Here is an 18346-nt window from a genome sequence, read left to right as displayed (position 1 = left end):
GCTCAATAGGACTTGGGCAGTTCCAGAACCTTTTCCGCCAGGTAGTTGAGGATCATGTGCGGGCTGACCGGCGCGGTCCTGGGGATCAGGCTTTCGCGGACATAGCGCTCGACATGATATTCCTGGGCGTAGCCCATGCCGCCCAGGGTGAGCATGGCGGTGTGGCAGGCCTCGAACCCGAACTCGCCGGCCAGGTACTTGGCGGCGTTGGCCTCGACGCCGCAGTCCAGGCCCTTGTCGAACAGGTCCGCGGCCTTCATCGCCATCAGGTTGGCCGCCTCCAGCTGCGCCCAGCACTTGGCGAGCGGATGCTGGATGCCCTGGTTCTGGCCGATCGGCCGGTCGAAGACGATCCGCTCGCGGGCGTAGCGGGCGGCGCGCTTGATCGCCACGCGCCCCAGCCCGACCGCTTCGGAGGCGAGAAGCACCCGCTCAGGATTGAGCCCGTGCAGGATGAGCTTGAAGCCTTCGCCCTCCTTGCCGATCAGATCCTCCTGCGGGATCCACAGGTCCTCGATGAACAGCATGTTCGAGTCGATGGCGTGGCGGCCCATCTTGTGGATCAGGCGCACGTCGATCTTGCTGCGGTCGAAGTCGGTGTAGAACAGTGACAGCCCCTCGGTCTTGCGCTTGACCTGGTCGATCGGCGTGGTGCGGGCCAGCAGCAGCATCTTGTTGGCGACCTGGGCCGTCGAGATCCAGATCTTCTCGCCATTGACCAGGTAGCCGCCGTCCTTGCGCTCGGCCCGGGTCTTCAGGGCCGTGGTGTTGAGGCCGGCATTGGGCTCGGTGACGGCGAAGCAGGCCTTGTCCTGGCCGCTGATGATGCCGGGGATCGACCGCTGCTTCTGCGCTTCCGTGCCGAATAGGATGATCGGCTGCAGGCCGAAGATGTTGATATGGACCGCCGAGGCGCCGCTCATGCCCGCGCCGGATTCGGCGATCGCCTGCATCATGATCGAGGCTTCGGTGATCCCCAGGCCCGAGCCGCCATAGGCCTCCGGCATGGCGATGCCGAGCCAGCCGGCGTCGGCCAGCGAGCGGTAGAAATCCTCGGGAAACACGCCCGACTGGTCGCGCTCCAGCCAGTACTCGTCGGGGAACTGCGAGCAGTGCTTGAGGATCGCCTCGCGGATGTTCTGCTGGTCTGGAGTGAATGAGAAATCCACGATTTGCGACCTTGTTCCGGGCGTGTTGACGGCCTCGGCGGGTAGCAGTCGTAGCACGGCCCCACAACGACCGGGCCGGCACATATCGCCCGTGCGGAGGGCAAGCCGATGGATTTAGGCCGACCATTGGCCTAGAGCGCGTTGGGCGAAAGTGTGAGCGGTTTCGCCCGCCAAACGCGCTCTAAATGTTTGAATCTAGAGCCTGTTCATCGGGATCAGATGACTCCATCTGATCCCGACAGGCTCTAGCCGCTAAGGGGCGGCGAGGAGCAGTACATGGACGAGAAACCTCGGGGCGCCGGTCCCCTGTCTGGCGTGCGCGTCATCGACCTGACCAGCATGGTCTTCGGGCCCTATGCGACCCAGATCATGGCGGACATGGGCGCGGACGTGATCAAGGTGGAGCCGCCCGGGGGCGACGCCACCCGCTATATTTCGGTCGCCCCGACGCCCGGCATGGCCGGGGTGTTCGTCAACGTCAACCGCGGCAAGCGCAGCATCGTGCTCGACCTGCAGAGCGCCGAGGGCAAGGCCGCGCTATGGGCCCTGCTGGAACGGGCCGACGTCTTCATCCATTCGATGCGGTCCAAGGCCATCGCCAGGCTGGGCTTCGACTATGCGGCGGTCGCGGCGATCAATCCCTCGATCGTCTACACCAACTGCTACGGCTATGGCCGCAAGGGCCCGGAGCGGGACCAGCCGGCCTATGACGACACCATCCAGGCCGAATGCGGCCTGACCGCCGTCCAGGGCATGCTGACCGGCGAGGCCAGCTATGTCGGCACGATCGTCGCCGACAAGGTGGCGGGCCTGACCGCGCTCTACGCCACGACCATGGCCCTGTTCCACCGCGAGCGGACCGGGCAAGGCCAGGAGGTCGAGATCGGCATGTTCGAGACCATGGCCTCGTTCATGCTGGTCGAGCACGCCAACGGCGCGATGTTCGATCCCCCCCTCGGTCCGGCCTGCTATCCGCGCGTGGTCGCCGCCAACCGCAGGCCCTACCGCACCCGCGACGGCCAGGTCTCGGCGCTGATCTACAACGACAAGCACTGGGCGCTGTTCGTCGAGGCCGTGAAGCCGGCCTGGGCCAGCGAGGCGTTCGCGACCCTGGGCCAGCGCGCGCAGCACATCGACCGGATCTACGGCCTGCTGGCGGAAACCTTCCTGACCCGCACGACCCAGGAATGGCTGGACCTGCTGCGCAAGCTCGGCATTCCCGCCGCGCCGCTGCGCACGCCCGACGAACTGCTGCGCAACCCCCACCTGGAGGCCGTCGGCTTCTTCGAGACGATCGAGACGCGCCGGGGCAAGGTTCGCTTTCCGGGCGTCCCAACGACCTTCTCGGCGACGCCGGGCAAGGTGGCGGGCCCCGCCCCGGAGCTGGGCGAGCATACGCAGCAGGTGCGCGAAGAATTCGGGCTGGACGCCATCGGCGCGGCCGCCCTGCTGACCGGGAGCGACACATGACAGGCGTACTTTCAGGCAAGGTCGCCGTGGTGACCGGCGCCAGCCGCGGCATCGGCAAGGGCATCGCCCTGGCTCTGGCCGAGGCCGGCGCGACCGTCTATGTCACCGGACGAACGGTGACGGCGGGCTCCCATCCCCTGCCCGGCACGGTCGGCGAGACGGCGCTGGAATGCGATCGCCGCGGCGGCAAGGGCGTCGCCGTCCAGGTCGATCACGCCGACGACGACCAGGTCGCGGCGCTGTTCGCCCAGGTCGAGCGCGAGCAAGGCCGGCTCGACATCCTGGTCAACAACGCCTTCGCCCTGCCCGAGGACCTGACCGAGCCCAGGCCGTTCTGGGAAAAGCCGCTGTCCAACTGGGAAATGGTCGATGTCGGCGTGCGCTCCAACTTCGTGGCGGCCTGGCATGCGGCCAAGATCATGACGCCCCAAAAGTCCGGGCTGATCGTGGCGATCTCGGGCTATGTCGGGGTCACCTACACCTATGGCATCGTCTTCGGGACCTGCAAGTCGGCGGTCGACCGCATGGCGCGCGACATGGCGATCGAGCTGAAGCCGCACGGCGTCGCCTCGGTCTCGCTGTGGCAGGGCCTGACCTTCACCGAGCGGGCCGAGCGCAACATCGCCAACAATCCGGCGATGAAACAGAGCATCGTCACCAATCCGCTGGTCGGCTGTTCGCCCGAATTCCCGGGCCGGGTGATCGTCGCCCTGGCCAGCGATCCGCAGGTCATGCAGCGCTCGGGCGCCACCCTGATCACCGCCGAACTGGCCCAGGACTACGGCGTCACCGACGTCGACGGCAAGGTGATCCCGTCGCTGCGCGAACAGCGCGGCGCGCCGATCTGGCAAGCGATCTAAGGAGAAGCGCAATGACCCGCGACACCGACAAGCTCGCCCGCCTGGGGGAACTGCTGGACCGGCAGGACATCTTCGACAGCCTGCTCCGGTTCAGCCGGGGCATGGACCGCTTCGACCGCGACGCCTTCCTGTCGGCCTTCCACCCCGACGCCGAGATCGCCGCCGGAACCTTCGTCGGCCAGCCGGACGCCCTCTATGACTGGGCCCGGAACCTGCACGACCTCGGCCAGTCGGCGACGCACCACGCCCTGCTCAACCACAGTTGCGACCTCGACGGCGACACCGCCCATACCGAGACCTACTACCTGTTCGCGGCCCGCAATCGCGACGACAGCAACTGGATCGCCGGCGGCCGCTATCTCGACCGGTTCGAGCGCCGCGCCGGCGCGTGGAAGATCGCCGTGCGCAGCACCGTGATCGAATGGTCGGGCGTCTTGCCGACCATGCCGATCCCGTTCGGCGACGTGCCGGGCGTCCACCTCAACGGCGCCGCCTCGCGCGACCGCGACGACATCTCCTACCGCCGCCCGCTGACCAACCTGCGCGAACCCAACGTTCCGTCCTGAAGCCGGCGCGGCGGCTGGCGGGACCGGCAATGGCGATCCCTCCAGCCTCCAGATCGAAACCGCGCCGATCGAGACGCTCGACCAAGGCGGTCGAGCGTCTCGACGGTCCACAGACCCTAGAACTCGTACTTCAGTCGCACGCCGTAGGTCCTGGGATCGCCCGGGGTCCGGGCGCTGAAGCCCAGCGAGGAGAAGACGTCGAGCATGGCGAAGTCGTACTTCTCATTCAGGGCGTTGTTGACATAGAGGCCGACCGTGGCGTTGGTCCCGCCGACATTGCGCAGTTCGGCGTTCAGATTGACCAGCTCGTAGGCGTAGGTGACCTGGGTCGGCGCCGCGCCGTCGTTGTCGACGAAGCCGTCGCTGTGGAAATAGCTGGCGCCAAACGACAGTTCGCTGCCGATCTTGTCCGGGATGGTCGGCATGAAGCGGGCCGACAGGCTGTAGACGTTCTTGGGCGTCCGCGAGAAGGCGGTGGCCGACAGGTCGACGCCGTTCGGATCGATGAACTTCTTGAACTTGGCGTCGGCATAGGACCAGAAGCCCGACAGCTCGACCGACGGAACCGGCCGGAACAGGAATTCGAACTCGCCGCCCTGGACCTGGGCCTTCTGGGCGTTGGCGGTCACCGTCGTGATCGGGATCACGGTGTTGTCCTGCAGCAGCCGCTGGATGTCCTTGTACTGGCTGCTGTAGGCGGCCAGGTTGGTGCGCAGGAAGGCGCCGTTGAAGCGCCAATCGGCCTTCACCCCGACTTCGACGTCGTCGACGATCTCGGGCTCGAAGGTCCGGCGCAGGCCCGCCTCGGTCGAGGCGCGGGCGCCGAAGCCGCCGGTGCGGTAGCCATGGCGGTGGGCGACATAGACCAGCTTGTTGTCGCCGAACTTGTAGTCGAGGCTGACGTTGTAGGTCGGCTCGCTGTACTTGACGGCCAGCGGCAGGTCGCAATTGGCCAGGGTCGGCCGCGTTTCGGCGGTGGCCGGATTGTTGTCGGCGTCGACGGTGAAACGGCAGGCGGTCGCCGTCCGGCTCAGGATGTCGGCCTCGCGCTTGTCCCAGTTGCCGCGCACGCCGGCGGTCAGCGACAGCCCTTTCACGCTTTCGAAGGCGTAGGTGCCCTGGGCGAAGACGGCGTAGCTGGTGTTCTTGGCCTTGACCCAGGTGTTGGCCCAGCCCGGATAGGCGAAGACGCTGGTGGGCTGCACGTCGCCGAAATCGACCGCGCCGGTGACGCTGGCGCCCTGGTCCGAGCCCTTTTCACGGAAGTAATAGGCGCCGGTGATCCAGTTCAGATTGCCGCTCTGGCCGAGAATCTGGAACTCGTCGGAAAACTGGTGCTGGTCGAAGATCCGCTCGATCTCCAGAAGCGGGATCGGCAGGCCGTCGGTGTCTTCGTAGCTGTGCGACTTCACATTGCGGAAGCCGAGGATGTTCTTGATCGAGACGTGGTCGCTGAGCTCGTAGACCGTCGAGTTGGCGACGGTGACGGTTTCGACCTTGGAGAAGGCCGGCGTGCCGCTGGCGGTCTTGAGCGTGCCGAGCGCCTGCTGATTGGCGAGCATCTGCTGCAGGGTCGGATAGTTGCGCGGGGTCCGGGCCGGCGCGGAATTGAAGACGCCGTTGGGATTGATGGCGCGGATATAGGAGCCGGCGCCGCCCTCGTTGGAGTGGTAGGCGTCGACCACCAGGGTGTTGGTCAGGGCCTCGCTGGGATCCCACTTCAGGGAGAACCGCAGCGCCTGGTTGTCGGTGAAGTTGACATTGCGGCCCAGCAGGACGTCGTAGAAGTAGCCGTCGTCCTTGTTGCTGACCACGGCCAGGCGGGCCGCCAGCTTGTCGCCCAGCGGCATGTTGACGACGGCCTCGGTGTTCAGGGTCCCGAAATTGCCGACCGTGACGCCGACCGAGCCGCCGGCTTCATGGGTGGGGGCGTTGGGGATCAGTTGGACGATGCCGCCGGTCGAGTTGCGGCCGAACAGCGTGCCCTGCGGGCCCTTGAGCACCTGGACCGAGGCCAGGTCGAACAGGCCGCCGTTGGCGCCTTGCGAGCGCGGGGCGACGATGTCGCCGATATAGAGCGAGACCGACGGGTCGGCCAGGATCGTCAGCTCCTGCTGGCTCTGGCCGCGGATGGCGAAGGTCGGGGTGCTCTTGTTGGCGCCGGCGCCCGGAACGATGATCAGGGCCGGAGCCTGGGTCCGAAGACCCGAGACGTTGGTGATGTTGGCCCGTTCCAGGGCCTTGGGCGCGACGGCGGTGACGGCCAGCGGCACGTCCTGGAGCCGTTCTTCGCGGCGGCGGGCGGTGACGATGATGTCATCGACCGTGGTGATGGTCTGCTCTGCGGCGGGGGCCGGCGCGGCGGGCGGCGCCGCCGCCGGAGCCTGCTGCGCAAGCGCAATGGCCGGCAGGCCGCACAAAGCCGTGGTGACGCTTGCCAGCGCCCGCCAATTCCGTCGAATGCCCATGAAGCGTCCCCTTCCTGATGTTGTCCCTGGCCGCCACCCGCCTGGATGACGCAAGGCCCGCTCTCTCCGGCGGGCTCTTAGTGACGCAGCATAGGCCTGGCCGCGTTTCTGCCTATCGATCTGCCCAGCTGATCGCGTTCGCGATAATGCGGCAAAGCCCCGCTGCGGCGACTGGACGCGCGAGGCCGCGCGGGAAAGGTTCGCGACCTCCGGACATCGCGCCGGAAGCGTAGCGAGGTCCCGATGACATCCTCTCCTCAAGTCTGGCTGATCACCGGCGTGTCCAGCGGTTTGGGCCGCGCGATCGCCGAGGCGGCCCTGGCGGCCGGCCACGTCGTCGTCGGCACCCTGCGCAAGGCCGAGCAGTTCGCCGCCTTCGAGGCCCTGGCCCCTGGCCGGGCCCATGCCCTGGCTCTCGACGTCACCGACGCCGAGGCCGTCGGCCCCGCCGTCGACGCCGCGGCGCGCTTGGCCGGAGGGCTGGACGTCGTGGTCAACAACGCCGGCTATGGCCTGGTCGGCGCCGTCGAGGAACTGAGCGAGGCCGAGGCCGCACGGCAGATGGACACCAACTTCTTCGGCGTGTTCCGGGTCGTGAAGGCGGCGATTCCGCATCTGAAGGCCCGTGGCGGCGGGGCGATCATCAATATCGGCTCGGTGGCCGGCGCCCGCGGGTTCCCGAGCATGAGCCTCTATTGCGCCTCCAAGTTCGCCGTGGCCGGTCTCAGCCAGGCCCTGGCCAAGGAGCTGGCCCCGTTCGGCATCCGGGTGACCGTGGTCGAGCCGGGCGGTTTCCGGACCAATTTCGGCGCCGCCAGCATGGCCTGGGCCCAAGCCCCCCTGCCCGACTATGCGGCGACCACCGCCCGCATGCGCCAGTCGATGGAGCGCCCCGTCGTTCCGGCTCCCAACGACCCGGCCCGCGGCGCGGCCGTCATCCTGGCGCTGGCCGCGATGGACAAGCCGCCCGTGCACATGGCGCTCGGCGCCGACGGCCGCAAATATGTCCTCGACGCCCTGCAGACGCGCCTGGCCGACTACGACCTCCACGTCGACCTGGTCGAGTCGACGGCCTATCCGGACTAACGAGGCCGGTGCTTGAGGGCTAAATCCTCTTCACGCCGTCTCCCCGGCGAAGGCCGGGGCCCCGGTTCAGCCGTCGTGCTGGCCGCTTATCCAAAACGCACAGCCCTATGATCTGGGCCCCGGCCTTCGCCGGGGAGACGGGGTAGGATGGACGTTCCAGCCGTCAGGGCGCGACGCGGACCAGCGGCGGCGGGGCGTAGGCCCGACTCAGCAAGGGCGCGTGAGGGCCGTAGAGCCGGCCGACCACCTGGAAACGTCCGGCCGGAACCGGCAGCCAGTCGCCTTCGCGGCCGGCGGGGGGCGGTGCGTTCTGCAGCAACAGGCTGAAACCGCCGTCCGCGTTGCGGCGGATGTCGGCGTCGCGGTCGCCGCGCTTATAGCGGCCTGAAGGGTGCGGAACCAGCAGGCGGCTGGCGGCGTCGTAGATCGTGTAGGACCAGAACCCGTCCACCGGCGGGGCCTGATCGAAGCGGATTTCGTAGGCGGCGGTGGTTCCGTCCAGCGGCGCGCCGGCGGCGTCGACCTCGGCGACCATATAGACCACCTCCTCGGCGCCGGGCCCCCAGATGGCGTAGCGGGCGGCGACCGCCCGGGCCAGATAGGCCGCGTCGCCGCCGGTCAGCCGGTCGCGCCCGCCCCGCAGGTCCATCGGATAGACCCAGCCGTTGACCGGCGTGTCCAGATTGGCCAGCCGGTGTTCGATCTGGGCCAGGCCGGCGTCGATCCCGGTCTGGATCGCCGCGGCCTGCTCCGCCGTCAGGGCGGCGACGTCGAACGCCCCGCCGGGGACGGCGCCGATGCGGGCGAACCGTTCGAACAGCGCCGCCTCGTCGGGATGGACCGCGGCCTGGGTCATCAGCTGGTTGAAGGTGGCGATGAACTCCGGCGTCGGCTGCTCGAAGAAGCCGCGCCCGCGCAGGCCGGAGGCCGGCGGCGCCGGAAACTCCGGCTCGGAAGGAGCCGGCGGCGCGGGCTGGCCGAGGAACTGGCTGAGCGGCGTCAGGCCGTACTGGTCCTGAAGGGCGTGGATCGCCGGCCCGTCGTCGGGTCCCTCGACGATGATGCGGGTGAACAGCTTGATGATCCAGCTGTCGGCGACCACCACCTCGTCGACGCCCCTCGGCCGGGGCCCGCTCCATCCCGGCCCGGCCAGCAGATAGGTCCGCGCGCCGTTGCCCACGTCCCGCGTGCCCCGGGTGAAGAAGTTCATCGTGTACCAGTCGGCGGCCTGGACGTTCTGGAACCGGTGCGCCTCGAACGCGGGGACCGACAGCACGACCGGTTCACGGCGCAGGTCGAGCCAGGCGGCCGAGTAGAGGGTGTCGGTGTTGATCCACGGGATCACGTTGTTGAAGGTCGGGCTGCCCAGGGTGCGGAAATGGGTGAACCGCCCGATCGCCTGCTTTTCCGGCGTGTCCGGCCCGCAGGTCTGGCGATGGAAGAAGCCGTAGGCGATCATCATCGGGAACGCGTAGACATAGGCCTCGCGGGCGATGGCCGAGATCTCGTCAGCCGACAGGGCCGGGTCGATGGGCGAGGTCATGGCGCGCTCCTCAGCCGGCGAACCGGCGGTCGACGGGAATGGCGAAGCGCTCCCGGTAGAAGTCCAGGCGGCGGCGCAGATCGGCGACGTCGAGGCCGAAGTCCTCGGCGGCATAGTCGTGGCCGCCATGCTTGCCCTGGCGGTTGTCGTCGATCCAGGCCTGCATGGCCGCCTCCGCCGCGGGGCTCAGCACGTCGCCCGCCGCCGCATAGATGCGCCGCACGCAGCCCAGCGGATCGGCGACCAGGTCGGTGAACTGGATGTCGACGAAGCGCCGCTCGTCCTGCGGCCGGTCCTCCACGCCCCGGCGCAGCAGGCGCTCGACGATGGCGGCCATGTCGGCCCCGACGGCGTGGGGATTGGGATGGTCGTAGTACCGCCGCCCGCCATAGGTGGTCAGGCTGGCCAGGGAAATGATCGCCGGCGCCGGATCGCGGTGGGTCTGCACCAGGATGGCGTCGGGAAACACGCTGAGCAGCGGCTTCAGTTGCTCCAGGTGCTGCGGCGCCTTCAGCACCCAGCGCTCGCCGCCACGCAGCCATTGCAAGGTCTGCAGCACGCGGCGGAAGTAGCGGTAGCCCTCGGTGTGATCGAAGTCCTGGTACCAGCGGCTGTAGCTGGGGACGCGGTAGCTCCACTCGAACTGCAGCGAGGCGAAGGCGAAGATCAGCAGGCTGATGTCCTCGTCCGGCTCATCGGCCCTCAGCTCGTGCATCAGCTTTAGGTCCGGCACGACGGTGTCGAGCATGTCGAGGACGCCGCGCATGCGGACCAGCCGCGGATCCGGATCGGGCTGGGGGGCGGTCGGGTCGCCGTCGGGCAGCGGCGCCACCTGCTCCCAGAACGGCGACGAGCGCTTGCCGGGATCGTAGGACAGCAATCGGTGCAGGATGGTCGTGCCGCTGCGGGGCAGGCCGATGACGATGATCGGCCGCTCGACCGGCAGGTCGAGAATCTCCGGATGGCGCTTCCACAACGCCTCGAAACGCAGCCGCGTGGTCAGCAGGCCGACCAGTTGGTTGAACACCTGCACCCGCCCCAGCGCGTGCAGGGCGATCTCGTCATTGAGCGAACCACAGAGCACGGCCAAGGGCTCGTCGAGCGGCGCGGGGCCGAAATCCTCCAGCCCTCCGGCCCGGCGGACGGCCTCGGCCTTCAAGCTGGCGGGCGTCAGGACCAGGTTCGCCGCCGCCGGGACGGCCGCCTGCAGGGCCGCCTGCCCCGCGGCCGTGTGTTCGGGATAAGCCAGGGCCCGGGCGCGGTCGGTCAAGGCCGCGTCCGGCGGCAGCGGTACGGATCTCAGCATGGCGGTCAGTTCCAGGCGACGTCGATGTCGGTGTGGCCCCAGTACATCCAGGTCCGGACCCGGCCCTCCACGCCAAGCAGGCGCAGGTTCGGCAGGCGTTCGATCATCCGCTCCAGGGCGATCCGCGCCTCAAGCCGGGCGACCGGCGCGCCGAGACACAGGTGGGCGCCCGAACCGAACGACAGGTGCCGGCGGGCCTCCGGCAGCGGACGGTCGATGCGGAACTCGTCCGGGGCCTCGAACGCCGCCGGGTCGCGATTGGCGCCGCAGATCGAGAACATCAGCTTGGCGCGCTCAGGGATTTCGTGACCCTCCATCTCGGTCGCGGTCAGGCTGGTGCGGAAGTGGGCCAGCACCGGCGGGTCGAAGCGCAGCGACTCCTCGACGGCGTTGTCGATCAGTTCGGGCTCGGCCTTCAGCCGCTCCCAGCGCTCGGGAACCTCCAGCAGCCGGCGGAACAGGTGGCCGATCAGGTTGGTGGTGGTCTCCTGCCCGCCGGTCAGGAAGGCCAGGCAGATGTTGAGGACCTCCTCGTGGGTAAGGGCCCGGCCCTCGACCTTGGAGACCAGGCCGCGCGACATGAAGTCGTCGGGCAACACCGTGCCCAGGTGCGACAGGTCTGGCTCGGTGACGCCCGCCGCCGCCAGCAGGGCCCGGCGCTGCTCGATCAGGGTGGTGAAGTGCGGATAGATCTCGTTGAGCACGGTTTCGTACGAACCGGGCTGGGGATCGCCGAAGGTCAGGAACTGCAGCGCGTCGCTCCAGCGCTTGTAGTTCAGATAGTCCGCCTCGGGCGCGCCCAGCATCAGGCACATCATCCGGGCCGGCAGCGGCAGGGCGAACAGCTCGTGGAAATTGCCGCGGCCGGCCGGCATGGCGACCATCCGGTCGATCAGCTCGTCGGCGATGGCCTCGATGTGCGACCGCCAGGCCCTGACCGCCGGCGCCGTCAGGCCGCGCTGGACCACCTGGCGGAAGGCGGCGTGGAAGGCGCCGTCGGACTTGAAGCCGACGTCGCTGATCGAATCCTTCATCGCGTTGCCGAAGCGGAAGGACCAGATCGGATTGTCCTGCAGGATCTCGGTCTTGATCCGCTCGTGGTCGCTGACGACGTAGAATTCCGGTTTGTCGGCCTGGGCCGGCTGGTGGTGAAACGGACAGGCGGCGAGAAGCGCGCCGTAGACCGCGCCGGGATTCTCCAGCGCCTCGTCGCTGAAGGGATCGAAAGAGGTCTCGGATGCCATGGACGATCTCCGTGTTCAGGCCAGGCGCCGGGCCAGGCCGGCGGCGCGTTCGGACAATTGCTGACGTCGCTCGGCGGGGGTGACGCGACGCATGTCGGCCGGCAGGACGCTGTCCAGTTGGTCCAACCTGACCACCCGCGCCGCCCGCACCGAGCGCTCGGACGGAAACGCACCCTCCGGCAGGCCCTGCCAACGATGCAGCATGGTCCCCTGCTCCAGTCCGGCCGGGTCCAGCCAGTTGTGGACTCCGGGGTCGGACAGGCTGGCCACATAGCTGATCGTTCCGTCGGCCGATCGCTGGGCCTGATGCTGGTTCAGGCTCGACAGGTGCGCGCCGTAGTCCATCGAGGCCCCCCACGGATCGGCCAGCTGCACCCCCAGATAGCGGGCGCCGCAGGGATCGACGGTGACGACCAGGGCCTCGTCCGCGGCCAGGCGGAAGCGGGCTTCGCTGGTGGCCTGCTGGGTGTAGGAAAAGTTCTTGGCCCGCCCCGGGGCGACGACATTGAACGCCGCGCTGAACCAGTGCGGCATCAGGCGGATCCAGTAGTCGATGGAGACCTCGATCGCCGTGATCGCCTCGGCGACCTGCTGGTCGTCGGTGCGCTCGGCCGCGCCCGGCCCGGCGATGCGGGTCACGCTGAGCGACACCGGCGTTTCGGCGCTCCAGTCCTGCAGGGAGTCGCGCACGAAGATCAGCCGCGCGGCGCCGGGGCGGGTCTGCAGGTGATTGGTCCGGTCGCCGGCCGCGTCGGGACCGACGGTGAAGTGAAACCGGCCGTCGGGGTCCTTGGCCAATTGATCGAGAATCAGCACGCCCTGGGACTGGCTGTCGACGCCCGATCCCGGATAGGCGTTGAACAGGGTGAAGCTGACGTCGGCGCCCGGCCGGGCGTTGACCTGGCCGTCGATGCGGAAGCTGTTGACGTCGTCCACGGCGATGACGCGATAGACGTTGTCGGGATTGTCGACGCCGTGCCGCGTGCCCGGAACCCGCAGTCCGTGCCGCTCATGCGGCAGGTTCAGGGTCCAGAAGGCCGCGGGGCGGTTGACGTCCATGGCCACCACCGAAACCACGGCGCTGAAGGCCATCTCCTCGAGATTCAGCGCCAGGGTCGCGCGGCCGGCCGGGGTGTGGGCCAGAGGCGAGGCCTCGAACGCCGCGCGCTTGGCCTCGACGGCCGCCTGCACCGCCGGATGGGCGAACAGCCGCACTGCGTCCGCCTCGATCGCGCGCTGGTCGGGGCCGTTGAGGATCGAGGGCGCGGACATGCCGATCTCCTCAGGCCTCGCCGTGCGCCGCTTGGACGGTTCGCATCGAACGGTCGAGCATGGTTTCCTCCACCAATTACTAAACCGGTGTAGTATCTTTGGCCGGACCGGGCGAACCGCATCCGCCGATCCGGACCGGCTCATCGCGTTTGCGATCGCGGCGCCGCAGCATCGGCAAGGAGAGACATGAACCCGGACGCGCCGCCCTCCCCCCGCACGGTCGAAGAGGTTCCCGGCCACGAGGCGCTGATCGGCGGGCTGGAGGTGTGGCCGCAGCTGGATCCCTTCGCCGCGACGGTACGCTGGCAGCTCCTGCAGTTGGGCCAGCTGGTGCAGCGCTCGATCGACCGGGTCGCCGCCGCCAATGGCCTCAGCCACGCCGAGGTCGCGGTGCTGGCGGCGCTGAAGCGGTTCGGGCCGCCGTTCGAAGCCTCGCCCAGTCAGCTCCAGGGCGCCCACTGGGTCACCTTGCCCGGCCTGGCCAAGCCGATCGCGCGCCTGGAGGCGCTGGGCTACGTCGCCCGCCGGCCCAATCCCGGCGATCGCCGCGCCGTCATCGTCCAACTGACGGCCGAGGGCCATCGCAAGATGACCGACATCATCGAGAACCAGGCCCCGCCTGAATACTGGGCGATCGCCAGGCTCGATCCCCAGCGCCGGGCCGCGCTCGAGGCCGTGCTGCCCGACCTGCTGGAACTGTTGCTGGCCTCGGTTCCCGCCGACCCGCCCGACGGTCAGGCCGGCTTGGAGACCACATAGTTCAGGGCCAGGCGGCCGCCGTCGGCATAGAGGGTCTGGCCAGTGATGTAGGCGGAATCCTCGCTGGCCAGAAAGGCCGCCACCCCGGCGATCTCGTCGGCCTCGGCGAAGCGGCCCATCGGCGTACGCGACAGCATCATGTCGATGGCCGGCTGGTCCAGGGCCGCCTGGGTCATCGGCGACCAGGTGGGCCCCGGCCCGATGGCGTTGACCCGCACCCCGTGCCTGGCCATGGCCAGGGCCATGACCTTGGTCAGCATCGAAAGCCCGCCCTTGCTGGTGCAATAGGCCGGCGAGGTCTCCACCCCCAGCACCGCCCCGACCGAGGAGATGTGGATGATCGAGCCCCGCACGCCGTTGGCGATCATCCGCCGCGCCACGGCCTTGCCGACGATGAACGGACCGACCAGGTTCACCGTCAGGACCTTGGTGAAATCCTCCAGCGGCGTGTCGTAGAACGGCTGGCCGCCCTTGCTGGTCCCGGCCGAGCAGACGGCCAGATCGATCGGGCCGACCTCGGTCTCTACCGTCGCGACCAGGGTTTCGACCGCCGCCTCGTCCGAGGTGTCGCAGGCGATGAAGCGGGCCCAGCCGCCGTCCGCCTGGATGGCCTCGGCCTCCTGCTCGCCGAGTTGCGCCTGCAGGTCGGTCATCACCACGCGGACGCCGTCGCGGGCGTAGCGGCGGGCGATGGCCAGGCCGATGCCGCCGGCGGCTCCGGTGATGATCGCGACCTTGCCGTCCAGGCTCATGGCTCCGCTCCCGGCTTGCGGTCCCAGAAGGAGCCGCCGTCGACGCGAAGGTTCGCGCCCGTGGTGTAGCTCGAGGCGTCGGAGGCGAGGTAGAGCGCCGCGCCGACGATCTCGTCCGGATCGCCCCAGCGGTTCAACGCCGTGCTGCGCCGCGCCTCCTCCTCGGTGGCCCATTCGCCGGCGATGTCGGTCAGGAAGCCGCCCGGCGAGATGACATTGACCCGCACCTTGGGGGCGAACTCCTGGGCCAGAGCGATCGACATGGCGTTCAGCGCCGCCTTGGCGCCGGCATAGGGCGCGATCCAGGGCGCCGGCTTCAGCGCCCCGATCGACGAGATGTTGATGATGCTGCCGCCCCGCCCCTCGGCCATGCGCGCGCCGATCAGCGCCGTCAGGCGGAAGGCGCCCTTGAAATTGACCGCCACCACCTTGTCGAACAGCGCCTCAGTGGTCTCCAGGCTCGACGGCGCGACCGGCGACATGCCGGCGTTGTTGACCAGCACGTCGATGCGCCCGAACGCCGTCCAGGCCGCCTCGGCCAGGGCGTCGACCTCGTCCCAGCGGCCGACATTGCACGGCAGGGCCGCGGCGCGGCGGCCCAGGGCCGTGATCTCGGCCGCCATCGCCTCGCAGGCCGGGGCCTTGCGGCTGGAGACGATGACGTCGGCCCCGGCCCGGGCGAAGCCGAGGGCCATGGCCCGGCCGAGGCCACGGGTGCCGCCGGTGATCAGGGCGACCTTGCCGGTCAGGTCCAGGCCGTTCACGCCGCCGCCTCCAGATAGGGCGCCAGCTTGGCGCGGGCGGCGGCCCGCCGGGTCGGCAGGTGCTCGCTGGGAAAGAAGCCGGGATGGGGTTCGACGCCGCGGGTCAGGGCCTTGGCCACGGACGACAAGTGCACCTCGGTCGGCCCGTCGGCGATGCCGAACATCGCCGCCAGGCCCAGGTACTTGCCGAACGCCATCTCGTTGGACGCCCCTAGCGCGCCGTGCAGGTGCATGGCCTTCCAGACGATGTCCTTGGTGATGTCGGCTGTCGCGACCTTGACCATGGCCACCGCCAGTCGGCCCTCGCGGCCGTGCCCCAGGCCGGCGTCGAACATCCAGGCCGCGTGCAGCACCTGCAGCCGGAATTGGCGCAGGGCGATGGCGCTGGAGGCCAGGTCGTTCTGCACGCTCTGCTTGTCGATCAGCCGGCCGCCGGCGACCTCGCGGCTGACGGCGCGCTCGGTCATCATGTCGATCATCCGCTGGCAGAGGCCGATCGCCCGCATGGCATGGTGGATGCGGCCGCCGCCCAGTCGCGCCTGGGCCACGGCGAAGCCCTGGCCGCGCCCCCCCAGGCGGGCGCTGTCGGCCAGGCGCACCCCGTCGAAGCGGATGTAGGGATGGCCGCCGACGCCCTCCGGCTCGCCGAAGAAGCCGACCTCGCGCACAATCTCCAGCCCCGGCGTTGCCTTGGGGACGATGAACAGGGTGTTGCGCTGGTGGGGCTCGGCGTCGGGATCGGTGACCGCCGCCACGATGATGAAGTCGGCGTATTGGGCGTGGCTGGCGTACCATTTGTCGCCGGTGATCACCCAGTCGTCGCCGTCCTGCACGGCGCGGGTCTTCAGGCGGGTGGGATCGGCCCCGCCGGTCGGCTCGGTCATCGAAAAGCAGGAATAGGCCTCGCCGGCCACCAGCGGCTCCAGATAGCGCGCCTTCTGCTCAGACGTGCCGAACGCGGCCAGGATCTCGGAATTGCCGCTGTCGGGTCCCTGGCAGCCGAACACCACCGGACCCCAGTCTGTGCGGCCGAGGATCTCGTTGATATAGAGCAGGTTGACCTGGCCGATGCCGGCCCCGCCGTCATGGGCCGGCAGGTGCGCCGCCCACAGGCCGCGCCGCTTGACCTCGGCCTGGAGGGGCGCCAGGGCCGCCCGCGCCGCCTTGTTGCTGCGGTCATAGGGCGCGCTCATCTCGTCGAACACCAGGTCGAGCGCCTCGACCTCCTCGGCGACGAAGCGGCGGACCCAGCCGAGCTTTTCCTCGAAGGCCGGCGCGATGCTGAAATCGACCATCTGTCGTGCTCCCTAGGCTTGGCCGCGCGCCATCGCCCCGGCCTTGGCGGCCAGGCGCAGCACGAAGGCCTCGGAATCGGCGGAGTTGGCCTGGCGGCCGCTTTTGAAGCGCGCGTAGTGGCGCTCCATGATGACCGCCAGCTTGTACTGGGCCAGCACCATATAATAGGTCAGGTGCTCGACCGACCGCCCTGTCCGCTCTGCATAGTGATCCGCCAGTTCCTCGCGGTAGGGGAAGTCGGCGGCGTCGAAATAACCGGCCGGGTCGGGGTCGTTCCGCCCGCGGAAGCCGTAGCAGACCCAGCCCAGGTCGAGCAGCGGATCGCCGACCGTGGCCAGTTCCCAGTCGATCATCGCCGCCACCCGGGCCGGGGCCGTGCGCTCGAACAGGCAGTTGGCGAAGCTGTAGTCGCCGTGGATGATCCCGGCCGGCGAGGCCTCGGGCGTGTTGGCCGCCAGCCAGTCGGCCGCATAGGCCAGGCCCGGCAGTTCCCGCCCGGCGTAGTTTTCGGTCTCGGCGTAGGAGGCAAGCTGGCTGCGCCAGCGCTCGACCTGCCGCTCCAGGAACCCCTCGGGCTTGCCGAACCCTTCCAGGCCCACGGCCCGGTAGTCGACCCTGGCCAGCCGGGCGATGCCGTCGACCAGGGCGAAGCCCAGGTCTCGGCGGCTCTTTCCGGGCCGGTCGAACGGCGCGGGCGGCGGTTCGCCAAAGCCGAGCCAGCCGTCGACCAGGGCCATCAGATAGAAGCGCGCGCCGATCACCGACGGATCGTCACAAGCGGCGATGAAGCGCGGATGGGGCACGTCCGTGCCGGACAGCGCCGCCAGGACCCTCGCCTCGCGGGCGATGATCTTGTCGCTGTCGGGACGCGGCCGTTCGGGCGGCCGACGCAGCACCACCTCCGGGCCGTCGCGCCGGATCGCCATGACCAGATTGCTGGCCCCGCCGCTGAGCACCCGGGCCTGCACCGGTCCCTGACCCACGCCTGGAGCATGGATGTCGAGCCAGGCGGCCAGCCGGATCTGTTCGTCGCAGGTCATGGCCGGAGGGTGAGCGCCCTTTCGCCGCTTAGCAAGACTGACAGTCTATCGAATATATGCTAGTCCAGCATCCATCGAGTAAGCGATGTCCGCGCCTCGCCTCTTCTGGATCGCCGCTTGAACGCCTCCGCGCCCGCCCCGAAGACACCGTCCCTCCGCCAGGCGCAGCGCGCCCTGACGCGCGAGCGGCTTCGCCAGGGGGCGCGGGCCCTGTTCTCGGAACGCCCCTATACGGAAGCGACCATCGACGAGATCGCGCTGCGGTCCGGGGTGGCGCGGGCGACCTTCTATCTGCACTACGACAGCAAGCGGGACCTGCTCCGCGACCTGCTGGTCGAGGACATGGGCGCCCATCGGCGGCTCTATCATCGGCTCGCCGAACTGGGGCCGAGGCCGGCCCTGGCCGACCTGGCGCGGTGGGTGCGCCGCTACATGAAGGTCTTCAGCGATCGCCGCGCAGCCTTGTCGCTGTTCAACCTGGTGATCGGCTCGGACCCGGCCTTCCTGGCCGAGATCGCCCGCGAGCGCGACGCCCTGTTCGACGATGTCGGCGCCCGTCACGCCGCCTTTCGCTTCGCGTCCGACGCCGCGGGGCGGAGCCGGCGGATGGGCGCCCACCTGCTGGTGTTCAAGATCGAGCAGTTCTGCCTGCACGCCGCCTTCGCCGACTGGGAGGCCGACCTCGAGGCCGGCGTCGCCATCCTCAGCGAAGACTTGGCGGCCTTCCTGCGCGCCGGGACGGCTTGACGGC

Annotated in this window: 16 protein-coding genes; 6 read left to right on the top strand and 10 right to left on the bottom strand. The window is 69.2% G+C overall.

Annotation, left to right across the window (positions count from 1 at the left end; translation table 11 throughout):
- Nucleotides 1-2: 2 nt before the first annotated feature.
- On the bottom strand, nt 3-1172 hold the full coding sequence (locus ACIPQB_RS22370; RefSeq protein ID WP_446487491.1) for an acyl-CoA dehydrogenase family protein: 1170 nt from the start codon (nt 1170-1172) through the stop codon (nt 3-5).
- A 273-nt stretch (nt 1173-1445) separates the two neighbouring features.
- Here ACIPQB_RS22370 and ACIPQB_RS22365 point away from each other — a divergent pair, with 273 nt between their 5' ends.
- From ACIPQB_RS22365 to ACIPQB_RS22355, 3 genes are read left to right on the top strand one after another with little or no spacing between them, the layout of a single operon-like run.
- Entirely contained in the window at nt 1446-2639 is a 1194-nt protein-coding gene (locus ACIPQB_RS22365; RefSeq protein ID WP_446487453.1) for a CaiB/BaiF CoA transferase family protein, read from the top strand.
- Nucleotides 2636-3499, top strand: coding sequence for an SDR family NAD(P)-dependent oxidoreductase (locus tag ACIPQB_RS22360; RefSeq protein WP_446487452.1), 864 nt, complete (start codon nt 2636-2638; stop codon nt 3497-3499). Before ACIPQB_RS22365 ends, ACIPQB_RS22360 begins: the two co-directional genes overlap by 4 nt.
- Before the next feature lie 11 nt (nt 3500-3510).
- Nucleotides 3511-4065 carry a nuclear transport factor 2 family protein gene (locus ACIPQB_RS22355; RefSeq protein ID WP_446487451.1) on the top strand — a complete coding sequence of 185 codons (555 nt, stop codon included), beginning with the start codon at nt 3511-3513 and terminating at the stop codon, nt 4063-4065.
- A gap of 116 nt (nt 4066-4181) precedes the next feature.
- Here ACIPQB_RS22355 and ACIPQB_RS22350 read toward each other — a convergent pair whose 3' ends face one another.
- Nucleotides 4182-6533, bottom strand: coding sequence for a TonB-dependent receptor (locus ACIPQB_RS22350; RefSeq protein ID WP_446487450.1), 2352 nt, complete (start codon nt 6531-6533; stop codon nt 4182-4184).
- Nucleotides 6534-6776: 243 nt separating this feature from the next.
- Here ACIPQB_RS22350 and ACIPQB_RS22345 point away from each other — a divergent pair, with 243 nt between their 5' ends.
- Nucleotides 6777-7619 carry an oxidoreductase gene (locus tag ACIPQB_RS22345; protein WP_446487449.1) on the top strand — a complete coding sequence of 281 codons (843 nt, stop codon included), beginning with the start codon at nt 6777-6779 and terminating at the stop codon, nt 7617-7619.
- 163 nt (nt 7620-7782) lie between these two features.
- Here ACIPQB_RS22345 and ACIPQB_RS22340 read toward each other — a convergent pair whose 3' ends face one another.
- From ACIPQB_RS22340 to ACIPQB_RS22325, 4 genes are read right to left on the bottom strand one after another with little or no spacing between them, the layout of a single operon-like run.
- A complete protein-coding gene (locus tag ACIPQB_RS22340; protein WP_446487448.1) occupies nt 7783-9162 on the bottom strand; it encodes a DUF1254 domain-containing protein in 1380 nt (459 codons plus the stop codon).
- 10 nt (nt 9163-9172) lie between these two features.
- On the bottom strand, nt 9173-10468 hold the full coding sequence (locus ACIPQB_RS22335; RefSeq protein WP_446487447.1) for a sulfotransferase family protein: 1296 nt from the start codon (nt 10466-10468) through the stop codon (nt 9173-9175).
- A 5-nt stretch (nt 10469-10473) separates the two neighbouring features.
- A complete protein-coding gene (locus tag ACIPQB_RS22330; RefSeq protein ID WP_446487446.1) occupies nt 10474-11712 on the bottom strand; it encodes a cytochrome P450 in 1239 nt (412 codons plus the stop codon).
- Between the two features lie 15 nt (nt 11713-11727).
- Nucleotides 11728-12984 (bottom strand): hypothetical protein, encoded by a 1257-nt coding sequence (locus ACIPQB_RS22325; protein WP_446487445.1) that lies wholly within the window; start codon nt 12982-12984, stop codon nt 11728-11730.
- A gap of 186 nt (nt 12985-13170) precedes the next feature.
- On the opposite strand from ACIPQB_RS22325, the gene ACIPQB_RS22320 reads away from it, so the two are divergent.
- Entirely contained in the window at nt 13171-13743 is a 573-nt protein-coding gene (locus ACIPQB_RS22320) for a MarR family winged helix-turn-helix transcriptional regulator (RefSeq protein ID WP_446487444.1), read from the top strand.
- On the opposite strand, the gene ACIPQB_RS22315 is transcribed toward ACIPQB_RS22320, so the two are convergent.
- The 4 genes from ACIPQB_RS22315 to ACIPQB_RS22300 are packed head-to-tail and all read right to left on the bottom strand — an operon-like array spanning nt 13719 to nt 17595.
- Nucleotides 13719-14495: an SDR family NAD(P)-dependent oxidoreductase gene (locus ACIPQB_RS22315; RefSeq protein WP_446487443.1), complete on the bottom strand. Its 777-nt coding sequence runs from the start codon at nt 14493-14495 to the stop codon at nt 13719-13721. The genes ACIPQB_RS22320 and ACIPQB_RS22315 overlap by 25 nt on opposite strands.
- Nucleotides 14492-15259 (bottom strand): SDR family NAD(P)-dependent oxidoreductase, encoded by a 768-nt coding sequence (locus tag ACIPQB_RS22310; RefSeq protein ID WP_446487442.1) that lies wholly within the window; start codon nt 15257-15259, stop codon nt 14492-14494. The genes ACIPQB_RS22315 and ACIPQB_RS22310 overlap by 4 nt, the downstream gene beginning before the upstream one ends.
- Nucleotides 15256-16554 carry an acyl-CoA dehydrogenase family protein gene (locus tag ACIPQB_RS22305; RefSeq protein WP_446487441.1) on the bottom strand — a complete coding sequence of 433 codons (1299 nt, stop codon included), beginning with the start codon at nt 16552-16554 and terminating at the stop codon, nt 15256-15258. The genes ACIPQB_RS22310 and ACIPQB_RS22305 overlap by 4 nt, the downstream gene beginning before the upstream one ends.
- A 12-nt stretch (nt 16555-16566) precedes the next feature.
- Nucleotides 16567-17595 (bottom strand): phosphotransferase family protein, encoded by a 1029-nt coding sequence (locus ACIPQB_RS22300; protein ID WP_446487440.1) that lies wholly within the window; start codon nt 17593-17595, stop codon nt 16567-16569.
- Nucleotides 17596-17712: 117 nt separating this feature from the next.
- Here ACIPQB_RS22300 and ACIPQB_RS22295 point away from each other — a divergent pair, with 117 nt between their 5' ends.
- Nucleotides 17713-18342 carry a TetR/AcrR family transcriptional regulator gene (locus ACIPQB_RS22295; protein ID WP_446487439.1) on the top strand — a complete coding sequence of 210 codons (630 nt, stop codon included), beginning with the start codon at nt 17713-17715 and terminating at the stop codon, nt 18340-18342.
- Nucleotides 18343-18346: the final 4 nt, after the last annotated feature.

The organism is Caulobacter sp. LARHSG274, assembly GCF_052871235.1.
Note: the sequence above shows the minus strand (reverse complement) of the source record. Positions and strands in the feature narration are given on the sequence as shown.

Coding starts and splice junctions, on each gene's coding strand:
- ACIPQB_RS22345 (WP_446487449.1), top strand. CDS start 6,777: ATGACATCCTCTCCTCAAGTCTGGCTGATCACCGGCGTGTCCAGCGGT.
- ACIPQB_RS22300 (WP_446487440.1), bottom strand. CDS start 17,595: ATGACCTGCGACGAACAGATCCGGCTGGCCGCCTGGCTCGACATCCAT.
- ACIPQB_RS22325 (WP_446487445.1), bottom strand. CDS start 12,984: ATGTCCGCGCCCTCGATCCTCAACGGCCCCGACCAGCGCGCGATCGAG.
- ACIPQB_RS22305 (WP_446487441.1), bottom strand. CDS start 16,554: ATGGTCGATTTCAGCATCGCGCCGGCCTTCGAGGAAAAGCTCGGCTGG.
- ACIPQB_RS22340 (WP_446487448.1), bottom strand. CDS start 9,162: ATGACCTCGCCCATCGACCCGGCCCTGTCGGCTGACGAGATCTCGGCC.
- ACIPQB_RS22320 (WP_446487444.1), top strand. CDS start 13,171: ATGAACCCGGACGCGCCGCCCTCCCCCCGCACGGTCGAAGAGGTTCCC.
- ACIPQB_RS22350 (WP_446487450.1), bottom strand. CDS start 6,533: ATGGGCATTCGACGGAATTGGCGGGCGCTGGCAAGCGTCACCACGGCT.
- ACIPQB_RS22365 (WP_446487453.1), top strand. CDS start 1,446: ATGGACGAGAAACCTCGGGGCGCCGGTCCCCTGTCTGGCGTGCGCGTC.
- ACIPQB_RS22335 (WP_446487447.1), bottom strand. CDS start 10,468: ATGCTGAGATCCGTACCGCTGCCGCCGGACGCGGCCTTGACCGACCGC.
- ACIPQB_RS22315 (WP_446487443.1), bottom strand. CDS start 14,495: ATGAGCCTGGACGGCAAGGTCGCGATCATCACCGGAGCCGCCGGCGGC.
- ACIPQB_RS22355 (WP_446487451.1), top strand. CDS start 3,511: ATGACCCGCGACACCGACAAGCTCGCCCGCCTGGGGGAACTGCTGGAC.
- ACIPQB_RS22330 (WP_446487446.1), bottom strand. CDS start 11,712: ATGGCATCCGAGACCTCTTTCGATCCCTTCAGCGACGAGGCGCTGGAG.
- ACIPQB_RS22360 (WP_446487452.1), top strand. CDS start 2,636: ATGACAGGCGTACTTTCAGGCAAGGTCGCCGTGGTGACCGGCGCCAGC.